At 56.5% G+C, this 21369-nt stretch carries 18 protein-coding genes; 11 read left to right on the forward strand and 7 right to left on the reverse strand.

Features of this window, described 5'->3' with window-relative positions:
- The first annotated feature begins 87 nt into the window (after nt 1–87).
- Genes porL through porN form a run of 3 tightly spaced genes read left to right on the forward strand, consistent with a single transcriptional unit; the run spans nt 88 to nt 3522 of the window.
- Entirely contained in the window at nt 88–858 is a 771-nt protein-coding gene (gene porL / locus IC235_RS20320) for a type IX secretion system motor protein PorL/GldL (RefSeq protein ID WP_191007045.1), read from the forward strand.
- A gap of 50 nt (nt 859–908) precedes the next feature.
- The gene (gene porM, locus IC235_RS20325) at nt 909–2489 is read left to right on the forward strand and encodes a type IX secretion system motor protein PorM/GldM (RefSeq protein ID WP_191007046.1); all 1581 of its coding nucleotides are present in this window, start codon (nt 909–911) and stop codon (nt 2487–2489) included.
- A 58-nt stretch (nt 2490–2547) separates the two neighbouring features.
- Entirely contained in the window at nt 2548–3522 is a 975-nt protein-coding gene (gene porN, locus IC235_RS20330; RefSeq protein WP_191007047.1) for a type IX secretion system ring subunit PorN/GldN, read from the forward strand.
- Between the two features lie 83 nt (nt 3523–3605).
- Here porN and uvrC read toward each other — a convergent pair whose 3' ends face one another.
- From uvrC to porW, 3 genes are all read right to left on the reverse strand, one after another.
- On the reverse strand, nt 3606–5435 hold the full coding sequence (gene uvrC, locus IC235_RS20335; RefSeq protein WP_191007048.1) for an excinuclease ABC subunit UvrC: 1830 nt from the start codon (nt 5433–5435) through the stop codon (nt 3606–3608).
- A gap of 347 nt (nt 5436–5782) precedes the next feature.
- Nucleotides 5783–8035 (reverse strand): penicillin-binding protein 1A, encoded by a 2253-nt coding sequence (locus tag IC235_RS20340; protein ID WP_191007064.1) that lies wholly within the window; start codon nt 8033–8035, stop codon nt 5783–5785.
- Between the two features lie 210 nt (nt 8036–8245).
- Entirely contained in the window at nt 8246–11329 is a 3084-nt protein-coding gene (gene porW, locus IC235_RS20345) for a type IX secretion system periplasmic lipoprotein PorW/SprE (RefSeq protein WP_191007049.1), read from the reverse strand.
- A gap of 221 nt (nt 11330–11550) precedes the next feature.
- Here porW and IC235_RS20350 point away from each other — a divergent pair, with 221 nt between their 5' ends.
- From IC235_RS20350 to atpG, 8 genes are all read left to right on the forward strand, one after another.
- Nucleotides 11551–11778, forward strand: coding sequence for an AtpZ/AtpI family protein (locus tag IC235_RS20350; protein WP_191007050.1), 228 nt, complete (start codon nt 11551–11553; stop codon nt 11776–11778).
- A 6-nt stretch (nt 11779–11784) separates the two neighbouring features.
- Nucleotides 11785–12180 carry a hypothetical protein gene (locus IC235_RS20355; RefSeq protein ID WP_191007051.1) on the forward strand — a complete coding sequence of 132 codons (396 nt, stop codon included), beginning with the start codon at nt 11785–11787 and terminating at the stop codon, nt 12178–12180.
- A gap of 47 nt (nt 12181–12227) precedes the next feature.
- Nucleotides 12228–13301 carry a F0F1 ATP synthase subunit A gene (gene atpB, locus IC235_RS20360; protein WP_191007052.1) on the forward strand — a complete coding sequence of 358 codons (1074 nt, stop codon included), beginning with the start codon at nt 12228–12230 and terminating at the stop codon, nt 13299–13301.
- An 87-nt stretch (nt 13302–13388) separates the two neighbouring features.
- On the forward strand, nt 13389–13661 hold the full coding sequence (gene atpE, locus IC235_RS20365) for an ATP synthase F0 subunit C (RefSeq protein ID WP_191007053.1): 273 nt from the start codon (nt 13389–13391) through the stop codon (nt 13659–13661).
- A 95-nt stretch (nt 13662–13756) separates the two neighbouring features.
- Nucleotides 13757–14251: a F0F1 ATP synthase subunit B gene (locus tag IC235_RS20370; RefSeq protein ID WP_191007054.1), complete on the forward strand. Its 495-nt coding sequence runs from the start codon at nt 13757–13759 to the stop codon at nt 14249–14251.
- Nucleotides 14252–14350: 99 nt separating this feature from the next.
- Nucleotides 14351–14911, forward strand: a complete 561-nt coding sequence (atpH, locus tag IC235_RS20375; RefSeq protein ID WP_191007055.1) for an ATP synthase F1 subunit delta — start codon at nt 14351–14353, stop codon at nt 14909–14911.
- A 151-nt stretch (nt 14912–15062) separates the two neighbouring features.
- Complete coding sequence (atpA, locus tag IC235_RS20380; RefSeq protein ID WP_191007056.1) at nt 15063–16643, forward strand: F0F1 ATP synthase subunit alpha; 1581 nt, start codon at nt 15063–15065, stop codon at nt 16641–16643.
- A 181-nt stretch (nt 16644–16824) separates the two neighbouring features.
- Nucleotides 16825–17709: an ATP synthase F1 subunit gamma gene (atpG, locus tag IC235_RS20385; RefSeq protein WP_191007057.1), complete on the forward strand. Its 885-nt coding sequence runs from the start codon at nt 16825–16827 to the stop codon at nt 17707–17709.
- A 375-nt stretch (nt 17710–18084) separates the two neighbouring features.
- On the opposite strand, the gene IC235_RS20390 is transcribed toward atpG, so the two are convergent.
- From IC235_RS20390 to IC235_RS20405, 4 genes are all read right to left on the reverse strand, one after another.
- Nucleotides 18085–18648, reverse strand: coding sequence for a hypothetical protein (locus IC235_RS20390; RefSeq protein ID WP_191007058.1), 564 nt, complete (start codon nt 18646–18648; stop codon nt 18085–18087).
- 115 nt (nt 18649–18763) lie between these two features.
- Nucleotides 18764–19249 carry a hypothetical protein gene (locus IC235_RS20395; RefSeq protein WP_191007059.1) on the reverse strand — a complete coding sequence of 162 codons (486 nt, stop codon included), beginning with the start codon at nt 19247–19249 and terminating at the stop codon, nt 18764–18766.
- Nucleotides 19250–19407: 158 nt separating this feature from the next.
- Nucleotides 19408–20136: a hypothetical protein gene (locus tag IC235_RS20400; protein WP_191007060.1), complete on the reverse strand. Its 729-nt coding sequence runs from the start codon at nt 20134–20136 to the stop codon at nt 19408–19410.
- A 362-nt stretch (nt 20137–20498) separates the two neighbouring features.
- Complete coding sequence (locus IC235_RS20405; RefSeq protein WP_191007061.1) at nt 20499–21212, reverse strand: HAD family hydrolase; 714 nt, start codon at nt 21210–21212, stop codon at nt 20499–20501.
- Nucleotides 21213–21369 lie beyond the last annotated feature (157 nt).

A 21369-nucleotide genomic window follows, 5' to 3' on the forward strand; every position in this document is an offset into this window, starting at 1 on the left:
ACATCTCTTTCTCTTTCAACACCTCTAATCCTTTCAAACAGTTAAGTTCTCATGGCAGCTAAAGGAAGTTTTCTCTATGATACGTTGATGCCCAAGATCTATGGCATCGGTGCAGCCGTTGTTATCGTAGGTGCACTATTTAAAATTGAGCACTGGGCTGGTGCCGACACAATGCTTATCGTAGGCTTGGGCACGGAAGCCGTTATCTTTTTCCTGAGCGCCTTCCAGCCCCCGGCAAAAGAGCACGACTGGTCGTTGGTGTACCCGGAATTGAATGAGGGCTACGACCCTTCAACCGGCAAAGGCTCCGCCGCTGATAGCTCGGCCAAAGGCTTGACCATGAAGCTGGACGACATGCTCAAGAATGCCAACGTAACTCCCGAGGCGCTGACCAACTTGGGCCAGGGACTCAATCGCCTCAGTGCTACTACCTCCCAGCTCTCGCAGCTCGGCGAAGCCACCAATGTTACCGACGAGTACACCAAGAAGGTGCGGTCGGCCGCTGATTCGCTCGATAAAATCAACGTAGCTTACAGCAACACGGTTGAAGCGATTTCGGCCATGTCGAATGCTACCTCCGACGCCAAAGAATACCATATGCAGGTTCAGAACGTGACCAAAAACCTGGGCGCGCTGAATGCAGTGTACGAAATGGAGCTGCAGGATGCCAACACGCACCTCAAGTCCATGAACCAATTCTATGGTACGCTCAGCAAGGCCATGGATAATCTGACCCAAGCGGGCCGCGACACCGAGCAATTCCAGAAGCAGGTTGCTGATTTGACGGGTAACCTGACCTCGCTCAACCGTGTGTACGGCAACATGCTGAACGCCATGCGGGCTCCGGCCCAAGCCTAGTTGACTAGGCAGCAATCCAGTTCTTCATTTAATTTTAGAGGAAACAGATAATGGCAGGCGGAAAAGAAACCCCGCGGCAGAAGATGATTGGCATGATGTACCTCGTGCTAACGGCTCTTTTGGCGCTTCAAGTGAACTCAGCGATTCTGCTGAAGTTCAAGTTTATTGATGACAGCTTACTGAGCGTCAACGACAAGACTTCGGTTGCGGCGGACGGCACCATCAAAGGTATTCAGGCAGCCGTGGTGAAAAACCAAAACCAGGCTCGTGATAAAGCCGTGCTGCAGCAGAGTGAGGAAATTCGTCAACATACGAAAGACGTTATTGCCTATCTGCGCGGCGTACGGGAACAATTGCTGAAAGCCACCGAGAACACCCCCACCGAAATCAAAAACATGAGTGGGGAAGACAAAGTAGCCATAACCATGCTCGGCGGTAAGAGGAATGGCATCGCGTACACCACGATGAAGCCCAAGCTGAACGAGTACGCGGAGTACATAAAGCAGTTTATTCCATCGGCAACCCCCTTGGCTCTTGACGCCAAGGAAGATCCTCGGGTAACTGAGAAAGGGCAGAAAGCTAAGAACTTCGCCGAGCTTAACTTCGAGAACACGCCCGTCGTGGCTGCGCTGGCTACCATCTCGCAAAAGGAGACGGAGATCCTGAAGCTGGAAGCCGAAGCCCTGCAAAAGCAAGCGGAAAAAGTAGGGGCTAAAACCATCGTCTTCGACAAAATAGGCGCTTTTGCCAGCGCCGAGTCGAATACGGTAGCAGCCGGCACCAAGTACAAGGCGGAGCTGTTCCTGACTGCCTCCGCCTCGAGCATCAGCCCCCGAATGACGCTGAACGGCAGCCCGCTCGCGGTAGGCCCCGACGGCAAAGGCAAGGTTGAGTTCACCGCTCGGCCCGGCGCGTTCGACGCTTCTGGCAACGCCAAGGCCTCCTGGACGGGTACGATCCGCTTCAACCAGAACGGCCGTGATACCACTTTTACCGTGAAGGTTCCCTATACCATCACCAAACCGGTAATGCAGATCCAGTCGGCGTCGGTACAAGCCTTGTACTTCAAGTGCGGCAACAAGCTGAATGTGTCGGTGCCGGCGCTAGGGGCTCAGTACAAGCCGAGCTTCTCCGCTTCGGGTGCTTCGGCGTTGCCAGGTGCTAAAGTGGGCGACGTAACCCTCATCCCCAACTCGAGAGAAGTAACCTTGAGCGTGAGCAGCGGTGGTAACCCCATTGGCTCCCAGACCTTCCAGGTCCGCCCCATCCCCAAGCCCACGATTGAAGCATTTGCCAGCGGGCGTCCGGTTAACGATAAGCAGGGCACCCCCGGCACCGCTATTCGCTCGCTGACCCTGAAGGCCATTCCCGACGCTGGTTTTGCCACCTTCCTGCCCGAAGACGCTCGCTTCCGCGTTTCGCGCTACGAGGTGACCCTGGTGCGGGGCAAGCGCCCGGCCATGGCCCCGAAAACAGTAAATGGCCCTCAAGCCGATCTGAGCGACGTGGTGAATGCCTACCGTGATGGTGACCGCTTGTTCATTGAAGTGAAAGACGTGCAGCGGTTAAACTTCCAGAACGTGGTGGAGCCGGTTAACGTGTCCCGGACCTTCAATATTCCCCTGCTGTAATATTTTCGGCCCTGCCGCGTTAGCGAACTATCTTATCGTCAATTTGCTTTTGCCCGTTATGAAACCCATTCACACCCTGGCTGCTGTTGCGGCGTGCTGGTCGCTGTCGCTGACGGCTTCGGCTCAGGAGCAAGCCACTACGGCTAACAGCTCGGGCTCGCACCGGCCAATTCCACCCTCCGACCAAATGTTTCGCAAGAGCATCTGGCGGCAGTTGGACTTGCGCGAAAAGCAGAACAAGCCCATGTTCTCGGAGGGCAAGGAAATCAGCCGCGTCATCCTCGAGGCCGTGAAGCGTGGTGAGTTGCAGGCGTACAAAAACGACTCCTTGACTTCCACCTTCAGTCCGCAGGAAGTGACCAGCAATATGTCATATGCTGACCAAAAGATGGAGCTCAGCGATGACGAGAAGGCGGCCGGTTTCAGCGAAAAAGATCTGGGTGGCAGCGATGACGGTTGGGGAGCCCCCGCTCCAAAAAAGGGGGCGGCCGCTAAAACGGTGAAGAAGCCCAAGCTGGACAAGAACGGCAAGCCCATGAAGGACAAGAAGGGCAAGGTGATTATGGAAACGGTGGCCGTGGCCCCCCCGCCCCCGCCTCCGCCGCCGGCTAACCTGTACCGCTACAAGGACTTGTATGAGATGGAATTGAAGGAGGATATGATTTTCGACAAGAAGCGTTCGAGAATGTATCATGACATTCAATCCATCACCCTACTGGTACCTTCGACGCTGCCCGCCAACGTTTCGGGCATTGAGAAGCCCATTGGTACGTTCAAGTACAGCGAGCTGGTGAAGGTGTTCCGCAATAATCCGCAGAACGCCATCTGGTTCAACGCGGAGAACGATGCCCAGCATAAGAACCTGGCCGATGCGTTCGAGCTGTGGCTGTTTAACTCCTACATCACCAAGGTTTCGAACGCCAGCGATAGCCGGCTCGACGATATCTACGGTGGGGCGCAGCAGGGCATCCTGGCCGCTCAGCAGACCGCGGCTGATTTGATTGAGTACGAGTACAACCTGTGGAGCTTCTAAGACCACGGAGCTAACGGTTTCCGACGGACCCGTTGACAAAAATGAAAAGCCCCGACCACCTTGCTGGTCGGGGCTTTTTGCATTTAAGACCGGGCGGTGAGCTGCGGCGCGGAGGGCGCGTCGTTGGCGGCAAAATAGTTCTGCAGCACTTTGGCCTTGGCTTTGCCCACTTCGGCGATTAGCTCGGCTTCGGTGAGCTCCCGGATTTTTTTAACCGACTTAAACTTGTTCAGCAGCTTCTCGGCCGTGATGGGACCAAGTCCCTTGACATCGGTCAGTTCGGTTTTAAGGGTGGCGGCGTCGCGGCGGGAGCGGTGAAAAGTGATGCCGAAGCGGTGCACTTCGTCGCGCATGCGTTGGAACAGGCGCAGGGACTCGCTCTTCTTATCGATGTAAAGCGGGAGCGGGTCGTTGGGAACGTAGATTTCCTCGAGACGCTTGGCGATGCCAATGACGGGAATCTGCCCCCACAGGTTGAGGTCCTTCAGGGCCTTGACGGCCATGCTGAGCTGGCCCTTGCCGCCGTCGACAATGACGAGCTGCGGCAGGCTGGCTCCTTCGTCGACGAGGCGCCGGTAGCGGCGCGATACCACTTCGTACATGGAGTCAAAATCGTTGGGGCCCACCACGGTTTTGATGTGATAGTGGCGGTAGTCCTTCTTGCTGGGCTTGGCATTGCGAAAGCACACCATGGCCGCCACGGGGTTGTCGCCCTGGAAGTTCGAGTTATCAAAGCACTCAATGTGCTTGGGCAGCTCGGTAAGGCGCAGGTCCTTCTTAATGGTTTCCATGATGCGCACCTCGTTGAGGTCCTTGCTGCGATCGTTCATGCTTTCCTTCTCCTTGCGGGCGTAAAGCACGTTTTTGAGGGCCAGCTCGAGCAGCTTGCGCTTATCGCCGATCTGGGGCACCGAAACGGCAACCCCGGGTAAGGGCAGCGCCAGCGCGACGTTGGTGAGAATCTCCCGGGACTCACTCTCGAACTCCTGACGCATCTGCATCACGAGCGGGGCCAGAATTTCGGCATCTTCTTCGTCCAGCTTTTTCTGCACTTCCAACGACTGCGTCAGGATGATGGAGCCGTTCATCACCTTCAGGTAGGTGATGAAGCCGGACTTCTCGTTGCTGGCAATGGCGAAAACGTCGATGTTGGTCAGAGCGGCGTTGACGATGGTGCTCTTGGCCTGGAAGGCTTCCAGCTTATCGAGCTTAACCTTGAACTGGTGCGCCAGCTCGTACTGCATTTGCTGGGCCGCAGCCGACATCTGGTCGCGGAAGTACTGCTTAGGCACGCGCAGGTCGCCGTTGAGGATGTTCCGAATTTGCTGGATGTAGCCGTTATAGGTGGCTTCGTCCTCGTGGTTTTCGCAGGGCCCCTTGCAGTTGCCGAGGTGGTACTCCAGGCAAACCTTAAACTTGCCCGCCGCCACGTTTTGCGGGCTCAGGTTGAAATTGCAGGTGCGCAGCGGATACAGGGCCCGGATGAGCTCCAGCAGGACGTTCAGGGCCGTGCCATTGGCGTAGGGGCCGTAGTAGCGCGAGCCGTCGTTAACCTTATTACGGGTAGGGATGAGGCGGGGGAACCGCTCGTTGGTCAGGCAAAGGTAAGGGTACGTTTTGCCGTCCTTGAGCAAAATGTTGTACTTGGGCTGGTGCTGCTTAATCAGGTTGTTTTCCAGCAAAAAGGCATCGGATTCAGAGTCCACAATGGTGAATTCGATGCGCTTGATGTTCTTGACCAGTTGCTGGGTTTTCTTATTGTGGTCCTGCTTGGTGAAGTAACTACTCACCCGCTTGCGCAGGTCGATAGCCTTGCCCACGTAAATGATGCCCTCATCGTCGAAATACTTATACACGCCGGGCTTGTGAGGCAGGGCACTGATCTGGGCTTGTAAATAGTCTTTGGCTGCCATAGAGCACTGTTTTTGGCTAGGGTAACCGTGGTTACGCCAATGTAGGCGAGTGGTTCGGAAGTAATCGGAGGGCCCGAAGGCGCAGAGCCAGCGGTGCCGCCCGATGAGCAACAAAAAATGACCAGCAAAAGTCGCCGGTCATTTTTCAAAAAGGGTTGAGCACCAAATATCCTAACGAGAGCTGGTCGAATCAACTCCCTGCAGGTACCTGGAAATTTACCCTAGCCCTGCAGTTGCTGTACCACTGCATCCCTCGGCTGGCGCCCCCTCTCCCCCGGCTTCGCGCATAAAGCGAACTGGGGCCGGCCCCGGAGGGGTCCCGTGAGGCCACCAATCTGGGAGTGCCCCTAGATATCCTCTTCATCTAAATCGGTGGGTTCGCGGCTATCCAGTTTCTGGCTGTCGGGGATGGTGTCGCGCTGGCCGCCGTAGTACTTCGAGCAGTCGATTTCGATGCTGAGCGGAGCCGCGGGCTTGGGGAAGGGGGCTGTGCTGATACCAATGCTCTTATCCTTGTACACCTTCTGCATAAATAGACCGTAAAGCGGCAGGGCCAGGCGGGCGCCCTGGCCGTAGGTGCCGCTGCGGAAGTGAATGCTGCGGTCTTCGCCGCCCACCCACATGCCGCACACCAGGTCGGGAGTAATGCCCATGAACCAGGCATCGGAGTAGTTGGAGGTAGTGCCGGTTTTGGCCCCTATCTCATAAGGAAACTTGAAGCCCGTGTGCAGAATCGTGCTGGTACCCCCCGGCTCAGTGGTGCTGGCTTGCAGCATGTAGGTCATGAGGTAAGCGGTTTCCTCGCTGAGGACTTCCCGGGTGTGGGGCACGAACTCGCGCAGCACGTTGCCATTCTTGTCCTCGATGCGGGTAACCATGATGGGGGAAGTCCAGATGCCCTTATTGACGAAGGTGCCGTAGGCCCCGCACAGCTCGTAAATGCTGCAGTCGGAGGCGCCAAACCCAATTGCGGGCACGGGGTCGATTGGGGAAGTGATGCCCAGACGTTTGGCGTAGGTAACGATGGTTTCGGGCGTGAGCTTCATGACCAGCCAGGCCGTGATGGAATTCATGGACCGGGCCAGGGCCTGCCGCAGGGTGAACACGCGGCCCGAAAACCCACCCTCGAAGTTACGGGGCGTGTAGGGAGCGCGGCCCGCCACTCCGGGGAAGGTGGTGGCGATGTCGGGCCGGGGAAAGCATGGTGAGTAGCCTTGGTCGATGGCCGCCGTGTACACAATGGGCTTAAAGGTCGAGCCCGGCTGACGCTTGCCCTGGCGCACGTGGTCGAACTTAAAGAACTTATAGTTGGGCCCGCCTACCCACGCCTTAATCTGGCCATTCAGGGGGTTCATGGCCATGAACCCGGCTTGCAGGTAGCGTTTGTAGTAGGCCAGCGAGTCGAGCGGCGACATCAACATTTCCTTTTCGCCCTGCCACGTAAACACCGGCATCTTATACTTTTTGCGCAGGTAGTAATTCACCGAGTCGCGGTTGCCATCATACATGGCCATCAGCGACTTGTAGCGTTGCGTGCGGCGCATGGCGATGTTCAAAAAGTCGGGAATGACCTTGCCGTTTTCGTCGCGCCAGGGCAGCTGGCCCTTCCAGTGGGCGGTGAACCACTTCTGCTGCAAAGCCAGGTGTTCGGCCACCGACTTCTCGGCGTACTCCTGCATGCGCGAATCGATGGTGGTGTAAATTTTCAGGCCATCGGCGTACAGGTCATGGTCGGTTTCCCGGGCCCAGGCCAGCAGCGACTTGGCTACCTCGGCCCGGAAGTAGGGCGCCAGGCCCTTGTTCGGGTTTTCCACGGAGTAGCGGAGTACGATGGGCTTGGCCGTGTCCGCCGCCAGCTCGGCCTCGGTAATGTAATTCGACTTCGCCATCTGGCGCAGCACCCAGTTGCGGCGCCGCTTCGAGCGCTGCGGATAGTTAACGGGGCTGAACCGGCCCGGCGCATTCACGATGCCCACAAGCGTAGCGGCTTCGGGCGTGCTTAGCTCTTTAGGGGCTTTGTTGAAGAACGTCTTGGCCGCCGTATTGATACCGAAAGAGTTCGAGCCGTACTCGACCGTGTTGAGGTACATGCGCAGGATTTCGCGCTTGGTGTAGTTCCGCTCCAGGCGAATGGCCAGAATCCATTCTTTGGTTTTGGTGATGAGCATGCCCAGCTTGCCCGTACCATTGAGCGAACCGTCGTTGAGGTCGTCGCGGGTGCGGAACAGCACTTTGGCGACCTGCTGGGTGAGGGTGGAGCCGCCCCCGTTGCGGTTGAACGTAAGCACGCCCACCATGGCCCGCGAGATGCTCTTCATGTCGATGCCCGAGTGTTGTTCGAAGCGCACGTCTTCGGTCGCAATAAGGGCATCAATTAAGTTTTGGGGCAGGTCTTTAAACTCGACCGGCGTCCGGTTTTCGCGGAAATACTTACCCAGCAGCACCCCATCGGCCGAGTATACTTCCGAGGCCAGCTCCGAGCGCGGATTCTCCAGCGTTTTCAGGTTGGGCATACGCCCGAACAAGTTCAGAAAGTTGCTGCTCACGGCCAGCGCAAACAGGCCCAGGCCGACGACGCCCACGATAAACAGCAGCCACATGGTGCGGACGAAAGCCGTAAACCGCCCATTGCGGGCTGGGATGGGAGGCGTCGGCCGGGGGCGGCGCGCAGGGGAAGAGGTAGGCATAACGAATGACTGCGAAATGATTCCGTAAAAATAAAGCCCCCAGCGTGGGCCGGAGGCTTTCGGGTTTCGGGTGGGTGGCTCCGATCGGCTCGTTAGCGATCGGGGAGCGTGGAAACGGCAACTCTATTTGTACACGCGCTGATAAAAGCTCAAATACCCGGCCAGATCTCCAGTCGTTTTTAACAGCCCCAGGTTTTCGGTGCTGATGACCAGGACTTGGTAGCCGGCCCCGCGCAGGCGGGCCAGTGGCGACTGCGGACCCCGCAGCTTGATGGCATAGCTCTGGGCTATTTTGGCTCCCGCCATGGTTCCGATCACCAGCAGATTCTGGTCGGCACCAAAGGGCGCCGATTCCACTTGCAGGTTGTTGGTGCGGAAGAAGCGGTTGTTATAGGCCGCCAACTGCGTAACCAGCTCAGGCTTGGCGGGGGCCGTATTGGGGAACATGAGCACCACCGCGTGCGAGCCGCTCAACTGCGTGAGATAAGCAGTGGTTGGGGCCGCCGGAGCCGTTGGCGGCGAAGCAGCCGGGCCGGTGCCGGGATTTGTTGCGGGCGGACTGGTACCCGGACTTGTTGCGGCCGGGGCGGTTCCCGCGGATGGTTTGGGAGCAGCAGAGGCCGGTGTTCCCGGTGCGCCAGCTCCGGGCTTGGTCGTAAGCTCTGGCACCGGGCGGGCCTGTGGCGCCGTGCTGGCAGCCCCAGCTAAAGCGGTAGCCTCATTTACGGGTAATGACTCTGGCTTGTTCTTTTGGGTAGCAGGCCCTTTCGGAGCGTCCGGGGTGGCCGGCGCGGTGTTCAGGGCTTTGGCGGGCGTTTCGTTGCCGCGGTAGTAGATACGCATCCGGTTTTCTACTTCGCCCGGCCTGAAAATCGACACGACGGGCTTCTCCGTGGTGGCCAGCGCCCCGGCGATTTGCCCAGCCCCCTGCTTCTTGTAGGTCGCGGCCAGGGTCAGGGCCTGGGGTACCAGCGGACTGTCGGGATACTCCTTACAGAATGCTTCGACTGACGAGCGGGCGGTGAGCGGCGGCTGGGTGCGGATGACGAGCAGCATTTTTAAGTAAGCCACCCGGTCACTCAAATCGCTTTTGGGGTATAGCTTCTCGGTACGGGCCAGTACGCCCGAAGCCTTGGTAAAGCGCTGGTCTTTGTAATAGGTGAAAGCCGAGTCTACGCGGCTGGCAACCGCGTTGTGCAGGGCCAGCTGGTGCTCGCGGTACTGCGGATCGGCAATGAGCTTGGTGTAGATAGCGTTTGGAAACTCGCGCTGCAGGGCCGCGGCATACTGCGCCATTTTAGCGGCGTCAGGCTTGTCCTTGTAGTAGAGATACAGCAAGTAATAAGCGTCGGGTGCGTGGTTGCCCCGCGCATACCGGGCTACCTGCTTCTCGTAGGTTTCAAAGCCTTTTTCGCGTTCCTTCAGCTGCTCTTTGTAGATGCCGGCTAACTCGTAGAGGGCCGCTTCTATCTGCGCATCCGATTCTTTAAGCTGCTCCGGAGTGAAGGGCAGCTTGCTGCGGTACTGAGCCACCAAGGCTCGTTTTTCGGCCTCGGGATCGACCGCCGCCACCGAGTCGGCGCGGCTGCTATTCGCCTGGTTGGGGCCGTTGCCCGCGGTAGCCGCAGGCGTGCCTCCGTTGGCCGGGGATTGGGGTGAGCTGGTGGCCTGGCTGTTGGTCCGCCAGTTGTCCTGCAGGGGCCGGTTGCCCCAGCGACGGCGGAAGTCGGCCCGGGCTGTTCCCAGGGCTGCCGGGTTATCGAAATACCACTTGGCCCCCGTGGCTGGGGCGGTGGGGTCAAAAGCCGTCAGGTCGGTGAGCGGGGCTGCTCCGACCTGGAAGCTCGGGGCACTGTTGGCCTGCCGCTGAGCGAGTTCAGCCGCTTTTTCGGAAGCTTTCTGCGTCGCTGCCACGCGAGCAGCCTCTTTCCGCTTGGCGGCAATTTCGGCGTCGGCGTACAAGTTCAGCTGCTGGTCCAACACGTTGGGGCTGAGCTTGGCCAGGGCCTGCAGGCTGTCCTGCGTTTCGATGATGGTGTACTGCTTGGCAAACTCCTTCAGAATGTCGCTGCGCTCCTTAATGGCGGCGTAGGTCTTGGCTTCCTTCGCCATGGTCTGCACGGTGCTGTCGTAGTAGGCGGCCGCGAGGCGGTACTTCTGCAGGTTTTCGTAGTAGATGCGGCCGGCCAGCAGGTACGTATAGCTCTTCTGCAGCTGGTTGCTCGTAGTAGCCTTAATGGACTGCCGCAGCAGCTTCAAGGCTTCGGGGTAGTTCTTTTCGCGGTAGTTCAGCCGCGCCATCTCGTAGTAGATCTTGTCGCGGTAGTCCTTGTTCTTGGGGTCTTTCAGCAGGTCCGCGAAGGTTTTGTTCAGCCGCAGCCGGTCTTTCGGGCTCAGGTCCGACACCTGCCCCAGCATCAGCTTGGCCTGGAAATCCAGCTCGTACGGCGGGTTGCGAGCCAGGATCTGGTCGAGCTGCTCGTAGGCCTTCTTGTTTTCGCCGGCATCCTGATACAGCTGCGCCAGCACAAAGCGGGTGCGGGAGCGCTCATTCTTCAGTTTAATCAGCGGAATAGCCTTTTCCAGCTGGGGAATGGCCTTGGCCGGCTCGTCGGTGCGGATGTAATAATCGGCCCGGGTCAGAAACAGCTGGCGGGCATCTTCGGGCCGGCCGGCTTCCTTGTCCAGCAAATCCGATACGGCCTTGGCGCTCTCAAATTCGCCGCGGGCCACGAAAGTGCGCATCAGCCCGATCAAGGCCTCGTGCTTGGCATTGGGGTCCTTGCTGGTGGAGTTGACGTACTTAAACGTGAGCGCCGCGTCGTCGAACTGCATCTGGTAGAACCGGGACCAGCCCACCAGAATGTAGGCATCGTCGGTCCAGTCGGAGCCCGGCCGGTGCTGAATCGGCATCGACGCCTTCTTAATAATATCGTTTAAGTCGGCCCGGTTGGCCCGCACCGAAGTACTGTCCAGCGTCGGAAACAGCGGCAAGGGCTGATTGTAGTCGTTCACGCGGGTGGCGTAGAGCTTGTCCTCGACGGCGTGCAGCTTCTCGCGCGCCAGGAAGTAGGCATTGTCCCGGGCGGCCACGTTGTTGAACGCGTGCGCAACCAGGTTTTTGTCCGACGCGCACCCGGCTGCTCCCAGCCCGAGCAGGACGACAAAAAGGGCGGGCCAGCGGTATATCAGCAGATGTTGTGTCAAAGTCAAAGCAGAAAGTGAAGGTGACCTGGGCCGCCCGTGCAACGCCGGCGGCAACCTGAAATGTTCGTTCGGGTAGCCGTTGGCTGGTGGTTAACGTAGTCAGAACCGTAAAATTACGTTTTTTCATTTCGCTCGACACGTTCCCGGGCTCGGCTGGCGCGCTTACCCGCTTTTTGCCCAGTACCTTGCCAGCCTTGTTGCGTTTCTTTGTCTCCTCAGCTATGCCTCCCGCTCCCCCGAAGCCCGAAACGCCCGCCGACCAAGCCAGCAACCTGGCCAAGTATTCCGGCATTGCCTTCACGATGCTGGCCATCATCGGCCTCAGCACCTGGGTGGGCACCTGGCTCGACGCTCATTTCCACAATAAAACGCCGTGGTACACGGTCGGGCTGATGCTGCTGGGCCTGTTTGTGGCATTATACCACGTAATCCGCTCGTTGACGAAGTAGCTCCGTATGGCTCGTTTTCTGTTGCATCTGGCCTTGCTAACGTTGGGCCTGGCCGCCCTTATCTACCTGTTAAAGCTCCAGTTTGGGCCGCCGGTGGTTCATCCCTACGCCAGCTGCGTGCTGCTGCTGCTGGCGGTACTCACGGGTGGCACCTACTACCTCACGGCCCGCGTTACGGCAGTGAAGAAAGACTATTTTATCGCGGCGTATTTCGGGGGGGTAGTCGTCCGTTTTTTAGGGTCCTTGCTGGTGCTGGGCCTCTATTTATACCGGGCTGGCGGGGTGCGCGATACCGGCACGATGAGCCTGCTGATTACCTTCTTCCTCCTGTACTTTTTATATGCCGGATTTGAAATCTGGGCTATCCTTAGTAACTTGCGCCCGTTTTCAAAATCAGGGTAATCGGCCCGCCGGCTCCTTCCGCCGCCGCCGCCCCTAAGTTCGCCTTAATGAAGCATTTACTGCTCGCCCTCTGTTTTTTCTTCACACTGCCTTCATTTGCAGTTCAGCACGAAACGAGTGCTGCCGAAGCCACCCAGTCGGAAAATTTCGACCCCGGTAAAGTGATTATGGAGCACGTGGCCGATGAGCACGAATGGCACTTCGCCACGCTGGGCAACGAGCACACCGGTACGCACCTCACGCTGCCCTTGCCCATCATCGCCTACCAGCCCGGCAAAGGCCTGTCGGTGTTCTCCTCGAGCCAGTTTCACCACTCGGCCGATGGCACCTACAACGGCCTGAAGATCGAAGAAGGCCACCTGGTAGCCGAAGATGGCAGCAAAGTCTATGACTTCTCCATTACCAAGAACGTGGCCTCGCTCATGCTGAGCTGCCTGATTCTGATTCTGGTGTTCCGGGCCGTGGCCAAGGGCTACCGTACCCGCCAGGGCAGTGCTCCCAAAGGAGCCCAGTCATTCTTAGAGCCGGTGGTGGTGTTCATTCGCGACGAAGTCGCCAAGAAGAGCATCGGCCCCAAGTACGAGCGCTACATGCCGTACTTGCTCACCATCTTCTTTTTCATCTGGTTCAACAACCTGCTGGGCCTGACGCCCGGCGCGGCTAACCTGAGCGGCAACATCACGGTTACGTTCATGCTGGCCGTGGCCACGCTGCTCATCACGCTGTTTAGCTCGAACAAGTACTACTGGGCCCACATCTTCCGGCCGCCGGGCGTGCCGCTGTGGTTGCTGCCCATTATCGTACCGGTCGAAATCGTGGGCATCTTCATCAAGCCCATCTCCCTGATGGTGCGACTCTTCGCCAACATCACGGCCGGGCACATCATCATTCTAAGCTTTATCAGCCTGATCTTCCTATTCAAGTCGATAGCGGTAAGCCCGCTGTCGCTCGGGTTCGGTTTGTTCATCAGCATGCTGGAGCTGCTGGTCGCCTTGCTGCAGGCGTACATCTTCACCTTGCTGTCGGCCATGTACATCGGCGGCGCCGTGGAGGACCATCACGATGCCGACTACCAGATGGGCTACGACGACGGTTCGGAAACGACTCACGTTACCCACTAATCCGCGCTTTTCCTGCGAACCCGCGGCGCCCCTCCCCCCAGTCGCGATTAGCTGATTTTCAATTTCTTTTTTCCTTTTTCCAAATTTATGCTTCTCTCTTTGTTCTTGCAGGCTGTTGCCGCTGTCGCCGGAAACGGTAATAACCTCGCTGTAATGGGTGCCTGTATTGGTGCTGGCCTCGTTGCCCTGGGCGCGGGGGTTGGTATCGGCCGTATTGGTGGTAGCGCCATGGACGCCATTGGCCGTCAGCCCGATGCTTCGGGTAAAATTCAGACGGTAATGCTGATTGCCGCCGCTCTTATCGAAGGTCTGGCGCTGTTCGCGGTGGTTGTCTGCCTGCTGGTGAGCTTCAAACTGTAGAAGTAGCCGCTACAAGTTCGGCAGCCCGCTGGCGCGTCCGCCCCTCGCGGCGCGGCGCGGGCTGCTTTTCTTTTCTCCGCTAACCTACTGAAGACATGGATTTAATCACCCCCCAACTGGGCCTGCTGTTCTGGCAGACGGTCTTATTTTTACTGCTTCTCTTCATCCTGACCAAGTTTGCCTGGAAGCCCATCATGGCTGGGCTGCGGGAGCGGGAGGACAGCATCGAGAGCGCCCTGCGCATGGCCGACCAGGCTAAGCTGGAGATGCAGCAACTGAAGGCCGGCAACGAAAAGCTGCTCGCTGACGCCCGCCAGGAGCGGGACCGCATGATGCAGGAAGCCACCACCATGGCCAACCAGCACCGCGAGGCCGAAAAGGCCCGCGCTACGGAAGAAGCCAACCGCATCATCCTGCAAGCCCGCGAAGCCATCCAACAAGAGAAAAACGCGGCGCTGGCTGAGGTGAAAAACACCGCCGCTCAGCTCTCGCTCGACATCGCCGAGCGCATCCTGCGCCGCGAGCTGGCCGACCCCGCCGCCCAAACGCAGCTGGTGGACTCGTATTTGAAAGACGTTAAGCTCAACTAACTAGTTGTTCGTTGTTAGTGGTCAGTTGTTAGCTCGTGCAAGCGGCTACAGCCAACCGGCCTGACTACTAACAACCGACAACTAACAACTAAAAACCATATGGCTGACCAACGAGTAGCGGCCCGCTACGCCAAGTCGCTCCTCGACTTGGGCCAAGAAATGGGCACGCTGGAAAGCGTGAAGGAGGACATGGACTTGCTCAGCAAGACCATGGCCGAAAGCCGCGAGCTGCGGCTGTTGCTGCGCAACCCGATTGTGAAGCACGATAAAAAGCTGGCCATCCTGAATGCCATTTTCAAAGGCAAGGTGTCGGACATGACCATGCGCTTCTTTACCATCCTCACGAGTAAAAACCGGGAGGCGGCGCTGGAAAGCATGGGCACTGAGTTCCAGGTGCAGTACAACGCGATGCAGGGCATTCAGATGGCCGAAGTTACTTCGGCCACGCCGCTGACTCCCGCCTCGCGGGCCGAGATGGAAAAGCTCGTCAAGCAGCAAACCGGCCTGACCCACGTCAAGCTCACCGAAAAAGTGAACCCTGACCTCATCGGGGGCTTCGTGCTGCGGGTGGGCGACCAGCAGATTGATGACTCCGTGCGCACCAGCCTTCGGAAGATGCGCATCTCTTTGCAAGACTCTACTTATCAACAAAAAATGTGATGATTTTCGGTGATGAGGCAATGGGATGACGAGGTAATGAGGCTATTGGGCGAGGTCGGCCTTCCGTGCCCGCCCGCGGCCAACAACCCCTGCACTCCGCTACTTACTACCCTCATCACGCCATCACCTCATCTCTTCATCACCTAAAACCATGGCAGAAGTACGTCCGGACGAAGTCTCCGCAATCCTGCGGCAGCAACTGTCCAATTTCAAGTCCGAAGCCGAACTGGAAGAAGTCGGCACCGTGCTGCAAGTCGGCGACGGCGTGGCCCGCATCTACGGCTTGAGCAAAGCCCAGGCGGGCGAGCTGATTGAGTTTGAGACCGGCCTGCAAGGGCTCGTGCTCAACCTCGAAGAAGACAACGTAGGGGCCGTACTTCTCGGCGACTACTCGGGCATTCAGGAAGGCGCTACCGTGCGCCGCACCAACAAAATTGCCTCCATTAAAGTCGGCGAAGGCATTGTGGGCCGCGTGGTAAACACGCTCGGCCAGCCCATCGATGGCCGGGGCCCGATTACCGGGGAGCTGTACGAAATGCCGCTGGAGCGCAAGGCCCCCGGGGTTATTTTCCGGCAGCCGGTAACGGAGCCCATGCAGACCGGGATCAAGTCGATTGACGCGATGATTCCGATTGGCCGGGGCCAGCGCGAGCTGATTATTGGTGACCGCCAGACCGGGAAGTCGGCCGTGGCCATCGATACTATCCTCAACCAGCGGGAGTTCTACGACCGCGGCGAGCCGGTATTCTGCATTTACGTCGCCATCGGCCAGAAGGCTTCGACTATCGCCCAGGTAGTGAACGCGCTGACCAAGGGTGGGGCCATGGACTACACCGTAGTGGTGGCCGCTCCGGCCGCCGACCCCGCGCCGCTGCAATTCTACGCGCCCTTCACGGGGGCGGCTATCGGGGAGTTCTTCCGCGACACGGGCCGCCCGGCCCTGGTAGTGTACGACGACTTGTCGAAGCAGGCTGTTGCGTACCGCGAGGTATCGTTGCTGCTCCGCCGCCCGCCCGGCCGCGAGGCTTACCCCGGCGACGTGTTTTACCTGCACAGCCGCTTGCTGGAGCGGGCCGCCAAAATCAACGCTTCCGACGAAATCGCCCGGAACATGAACGACCTGCCCGACAGCATCAAGCACTTGGTGAGAGGGGGCGGCTCGCTTACTGCCTTGCCCTTGATCGAGACCCAGGCTGGTGACGTATCGGCCTACATCCCGACCAACGTAATCTCCATCACCGACGGCCAGATCTTCCTGGAAACGAACTTGTTCAACTCCGGCGTGCGGCCCGCTATCAACGTAGGTATCTCGGTGAGTCGCGTGGGTGGTAACGCCCAGATCAAGTCGATGAAGAAAGTGGCTGGTACGCTGAAGCTGGACCAGGCTCAGTTCCGCGAGCTGGAAGCGTTTGCCAAGTTCGGCTCCGACCTCGATGCCTCGACCAAGCTGACCATTGAGCGCGGCCGTCGCAACCTGGAGATCTTGAAGCAGCCCCAGTTCTCGCCCGTGAAGGTGGAAGACCAAGTGGCCATCATCTACGCCGCGACCAACGGCCTGCTCGACTCCGTGCCGGTGAACCGCGTGCGGGAGTTTGAGAAGGAGTTTGGCCAAGTGATGAACTCGCGTTATCCGGACGTGCTGAAGGCCCTGAAGGCCGGCAAGCTGGAGGATACCGCCACCAAAGCCATTCGTGAGGTAGCGAAGGATGTGGCGGCGAACTACGCTTCGTAGGCAGTTAAAAATTAAAAATGAAGAATTAAAAATGGTTGATGCCGCAGGAGGCGGGCAGGCTTTAATTCCTCATTTTTAGATAATTAAAAATTAAGAATTAAAAATGAAGAATTGCTGGTGCCGTGGAGGACCAACAGCTCTTGATTTTTAATTCTTAATTCTTAATTTTTAATTCAACAATATGGCAAGCTTAAAAGAAGTCCGCAGCCGCATTCAGTCGGTGACGAGTACCCAGCAGATTACCAAAGCCATGAAAATGGTGGCGGCGGCCAAGCTGCGCCGTGCCCAGGACAACATTATCCGGATGCGGCCCTACGCCCAGCGCCTGAACACCATTTTGGCGAACCTGACGCGCACGGCCGACACCGACATCGTGAGCGATTACGGGGTGGCCCGAGAGGTGCGCCGGGTGTTGGTCATTGCCGTCACGTCGGACCGCGGCTTGGCGGGAGCGTTCAACTCGAACGTATTTAAGGGGGTAAATGCCGCTATTGCGGAGCGTTACGCGAACTTGCCGGCGGCTAGCATCTCGTTTCTGGCCATTGGCAAGAAGGCGCACGACTACTACGGGCGGCGCGGCAACCTGGTGGGCAACTTCACCCACGTCTTTGCCAAGCTGTCGTTCGAAACAGTGCGCGAAGCGGCGGAGGTCGCCATGGAGGGCTTCCGTAATGGCACCTACGACGAGGTCGTGATGGTGTACAACGAGTTCCGCAACGTGGCCACCCAGATTATCCGCACCGAGCAACTGTTGCCGCTGGTGCCTGCGGCGGCGCCCGTATCAGCAACGCCCACAGCGAACGTAGACTATCTGTTTGAGCCGAACAAGGAGGAAATCGTGCAGACGCTGATTCCGCAGTCCATCAAGATTCAGCTCTACAAAGCGGTGCTGGAAAGCAATGCTTCGGAGCACGGCGCTCGCATGACGGCCATGGACAAAGCCACCGACAACGCCGGTGAATTGCTCAAAGCCCTCAAGCTGACCTATAACCGGACGCGTCAGGCAGCCATCACGACCGAGATTCTCGAGATTGTGGGTGGTGCCGAAGCGCTGGCCGCTGGCTAAGCAAGTAAGCGTAAGTACTGAGAGAGCCCGTCTCCGCAGGAGGCGGGCTTTTTTGTGCATTGTACACGATGGAGAGTAGGGGCAAGGGTAAACACCCTATGCGTGAGGGGTTCGTCGTGCAGGAGGGCCATTCGGGCGGGAAACGGATTCTGTGGAACAAGGGGGCATGCGGGCCTGGTACACGCGCAATGGTACTCCCGCTCAGCTGAGGTCGCTACTACTTACTGTATGTATTCCCTTATTTAGCTTGGCTACGTTAATGCATAGGGCACCAACTGGCACTGCCGCTGCCCTGTTTTCTGTTGTTAGTTGGGCTCGTGCTCAGGCTCTTAATGAGTAGTCAGGCGTTTGGAAGGGAGTTTTTAGTGAGAGACACTAGTCCCGCACGTCGATGCAGTAGGCTTTGGTGCTGTCAAGTCCGGCATAAATGGTTTGTCCGTTACCGTTAGCTTTTAAGTATTCGAAAACTAAAACGGTGTCACCCAAAGCTTCGGGTTTAAACCAATTTGCATCAGTAAAAGGCCCTTGCGTATTCCAGCCTTGGGTCGCTGCCTTTTTAGAAGTGAAGTGGTGGAGCGATAGAATTCGTTGGAGCTCTTCCGGACATGTTTCAAACTCCAGCCAGATTGCGTAATCAATGATGGGTACATCCTGATCTTGCTGGTTGATAACCTTTACACAGTCGTGCTGCGGGTCGCCAAATAAAGCCGAGTAGATTTCTTGTCCCGTCCTGGGCTTTAGAACGTCCGATATTTTGCAGTATGATTTGCTCGCAAACGTATAGCCCGTCCAGACCGCCGAACAAGCGAATAGAAAGAGCGCGAACCCTGAAAATATAATAGCTCGTTTACTTTGCTTTATCAGCCCAGCAATTAGTAAGGCAAGAAAAGCTGCAAATAAAAAGCCTGAGACAAGTGTCCATACAATAATTGCTTTCATAACAATTTGCGAGGGCGGATGAGTTGGAGTGCTTTAGTTTGGATGGAGTGCAAAACCTGATAGGAGCACACATGTTCAGCTTTGTCCGTCAGTTCGCCATAAAATAAAAATTATATTATGCGCGTATTTGTCTGATCATTGGTATGTTTATGTTTCCTGTCGTGTATATCTCTACAAGATTCTTAACTCTGTTGAGCCTAAAAAGAAGAAGCCAAGAATACTTTTTGTCAACGACGCAAAACTCTTGCTCATTTTGCCCGGACGATAAATATAACAGTTCTCTTAATGGCTCATATTTGCAGTCATACACGTGAAAGCCAGATCCCATTGGCAGATTTATTAGTAATAGCCAGAAGTTCTGGTCGCTGCCTAGGAGAGGTAGCTCATCTTTGTAAAGCTCATTCATGGTGCAGGTCTTAAGGAGTTTACCTTGTTTTAATAGTGTTGACCTATTCGCTGCACTGGTAAAGTTCTGCCAGGTAGATCCAAACAGCTTTACAATTATTTTTTCGATTATTTTACCGCCGCTTCTGAAAGGGTCTTTAAAATCAAGGTCTGAAAACCGCCTTTTTATGAGCTCAACCTTTTCATTCCAGTACATCTCGTTTCAGTTTTGTCAAGTCAATAAAATACAAATGTGGCTATGTTGGGCAGTCCGCGCGCGAGGTTTTGCGTATTGATAGTGCTGGGAAAATATTTTTCAAGATTGAAGACTATGCTTCAGTGCCATTATCACCAAACTACTGCTGTTGCCCGATTCTAATCTGTTGTCGAAGCTATTATCCCGATGTGCCATTTTTTTGTTGGGTTATAGACCGTCCAAAAATAACTCCCCCACCATTCATTCCCTGGGTCAAAAATAATTGAACAGTTTGTGTCCCACGAGTATATTGTGATTTCATTTAAATCGTCAAAAAAGTAGTCTAAAAACCCCAGTACGTATTCTCCTCGTTTTCGAATTTCTTTTCCAAGGGATAAATCGTGTGGAGGCTCCATTAGTGCATAAATAAAATATCCCGCTTCATCTGGATATAAATTACAAAAATCCTGTATAATTTTATTAATGTCTACTTTATTCTCTAAGGATTCAATTTGGTCATAGTAGAAATATGAATTAAATGTTTCATTTCCTAGCTGACCCCTGATAGTTGGCTTATTATTTTGTAAGTCATAATGAGGCCCCAAAAAATGTTGAAGGGTTATTTTTTGGCCGCTCGTATCTAACTTGTTATAATTTGTCATTGCAAATGGAAGAGAGTCGTGCTGGCTTTTACCTGCTATTTTATTGCAATGAAAATTCCATTCATAATTTTCTTTCTCTAATGTTTGTCTTGCTGTTACTAAGTGAGCGGTGTACTCATCAGGTACTTGCCCTAAATAATTTTCTTTAATCTCGAAAACGGATACTCTCAATGCTCCGCCTATCTTATGATGCTCATCAATCTTATTAGATAACTCTTCGCTATCTACTTTAATAATGTTCACCATTTTCTGTTTTCTGTAAAGGTGGCTAGGTGACTAAATCCGGTAGCGTAAAGAACGCTTAGTGAACGTCACCCCACCAAGAAGGTAGGATGATGCTACTAGCGTTTTAGAGGCCGCCTACAACAAGCGGTGAGCTGCTGAAAGTATTTAAGATAATGAAAATCAAATAAATATCCTGCGACGAGCAGTGGTGCCTCTCAACATTTGGTCTGGCCTCGAAACCAGCCGGTGGCAGCAGCAGGTTTGACGGGGCCGGGAGCCGGAGCACAGCAGCTAGCCTGATACATAACTGTACCATAGCAATAGCGATGGAGAGCCGTCCGCTTTAGAAAGCAAAGTCCGGTGGTAGTCGGCCGAGCTCCTGTCTACAGATGCATGTACTGCCGTTGGGCGCGCTGCTTATCGGGCTTCGGCGCCTGGGCTTGCAGCTCCCGAAGCGCTAGCAGCCGTTCGGGGGTGAGGCCGGTAAAGTCCTTGATGATGGCCAGCGGGGCCTGAAACGCCTTGGCGGGCAACCCCGACGCCACGGCTACCACACGCATGCCGGCTTTGTAGGCAGCCTGCTCGCCGAGCACGGCGTCTTCGAACACGATGCAGTCTTCGGGCTCGGCCCCCAGCTTGTGGGCTACTACGGCGAAAGTGTCGGCATGGGGCTTGCCGCGGTCTACATCGGCCTTGCCAACGACCACGTCGAAGTAGCGGCGTAGGTCGAGGTGGTCGATGATGTAGCCGATGGTTTCGGGCGGGGAGCCGGTGCCGAGGCCAATCTTGAAGCCGGCCGCGCGGGCCGCCCGCAGGAAGGCCGTGAGGCCGGGTGTCTCGCGGCGCTTGTTCCAGTACAGGGTGCGGTAGAGGAATTCGCGCTGGGAGGCGTACTCCTTCAGCTGTTTTTCGGGTACGGGGTGGCGGAACACCGTTTTGAGAATGTTCGTGGCGGGCATGCCATTCAGGCGCCTGAGCAGCTGGCGGGCGTTAGTGGTCAGGCCCAGGTCGCGGAACAACAGCTGGAAGGCGCGGGCCTGAACGGGCGTATTGTCGATCAGTACGCCGTCCATGTCGAAGATGAGAGCTGGTTTCATGTTCAATTACTGCGGAAAGGGAGAAGCGGTGAGCGAGCAGCAGGGTAGGGGGTGGTGGCACGAATGGCCCCCGGTGTTCGAGCTAGGTTGTACGGACAATTAACGAAGCCATAACAGGGCTGAGACGAAATGCACCATTCCCAAGAAGCTGGTGGCC

Origin of the sequence: Hymenobacter montanus, from assembly GCF_014699115.1 — a bacterium.
Lineage (GTDB): Bacteria > Bacteroidota > Bacteroidia > Cytophagales > Hymenobacteraceae > Hymenobacter > Hymenobacter montanus.

Excerpts from the sequence above, each read along its gene's own strand:
- IC235_RS20370 (WP_191007054.1), top strand. The coding sequence starts at position 13,757 with ATGGATTTAATCACCCCCCAACTGGGCCTGCTGTTCTGGCAGACGGTC.
- IC235_RS20405 (WP_191007061.1), bottom strand. The coding sequence starts at position 21,212 with ATGAAACCAGCTCTCATCTTCGACATGGACGGCGTACTGATCGACAAT.
- IC235_RS20355 (WP_191007051.1), top strand. The coding sequence starts at position 11,785 with ATGGCTCGTTTTCTGTTGCATCTGGCCTTGCTAACGTTGGGCCTGGCC.
- porN (WP_191007047.1), top strand. The coding sequence starts at position 2,548 with ATGAAACCCATTCACACCCTGGCTGCTGTTGCGGCGTGCTGGTCGCTG.
- IC235_RS20390 (WP_191007058.1), bottom strand. The coding sequence starts at position 18,648 with ATGAAAGCAATTATTGTATGGACACTTGTCTCAGGCTTTTTATTTGCA.
- atpE (WP_191007053.1), top strand. The coding sequence starts at position 13,389 with ATGCTTCTCTCTTTGTTCTTGCAGGCTGTTGCCGCTGTCGCCGGAAAC.
- atpG (WP_191007057.1), top strand. The coding sequence starts at position 16,825 with ATGGCAAGCTTAAAAGAAGTCCGCAGCCGCATTCAGTCGGTGACGAGT.
- IC235_RS20340 (WP_191007064.1), bottom strand. The coding sequence starts at position 8,035 with ATGTGGCTGCTGTTTATCGTGGGCGTCGTCGGCCTGGGCCTGTTTGCG.
- IC235_RS20395 (WP_191007059.1), bottom strand. The coding sequence starts at position 19,249 with ATGTACTGGAATGAAAAGGTTGAGCTCATAAAAAGGCGGTTTTCAGAC.
- IC235_RS20400 (WP_191007060.1), bottom strand. The coding sequence starts at position 20,136 with ATGGTGAACATTATTAAAGTAGATAGCGAAGAGTTATCTAATAAGATT.
- atpH (WP_191007055.1), top strand. The coding sequence starts at position 14,351 with ATGGCTGACCAACGAGTAGCGGCCCGCTACGCCAAGTCGCTCCTCGAC.
- porL (WP_191007045.1), top strand. The coding sequence starts at position 88 with ATGCCCAAGATCTATGGCATCGGTGCAGCCGTTGTTATCGTAGGTGCA.
- atpB (WP_191007052.1), top strand. The coding sequence starts at position 12,228 with ATGAAGCATTTACTGCTCGCCCTCTGTTTTTTCTTCACACTGCCTTCA.
- uvrC (WP_191007048.1), bottom strand. The coding sequence starts at position 5,435 with ATGGCAGCCAAAGACTATTTACAAGCCCAGATCAGTGCCCTGCCTCAC.
- atpA (WP_191007056.1), top strand. The coding sequence starts at position 15,063 with ATGGCAGAAGTACGTCCGGACGAAGTCTCCGCAATCCTGCGGCAGCAA.
- porM (WP_191007046.1), top strand. The coding sequence starts at position 909 with ATGGCAGGCGGAAAAGAAACCCCGCGGCAGAAGATGATTGGCATGATG.
- IC235_RS20350 (WP_191007050.1), top strand. The coding sequence starts at position 11,551 with ATGCCTCCCGCTCCCCCGAAGCCCGAAACGCCCGCCGACCAAGCCAGC.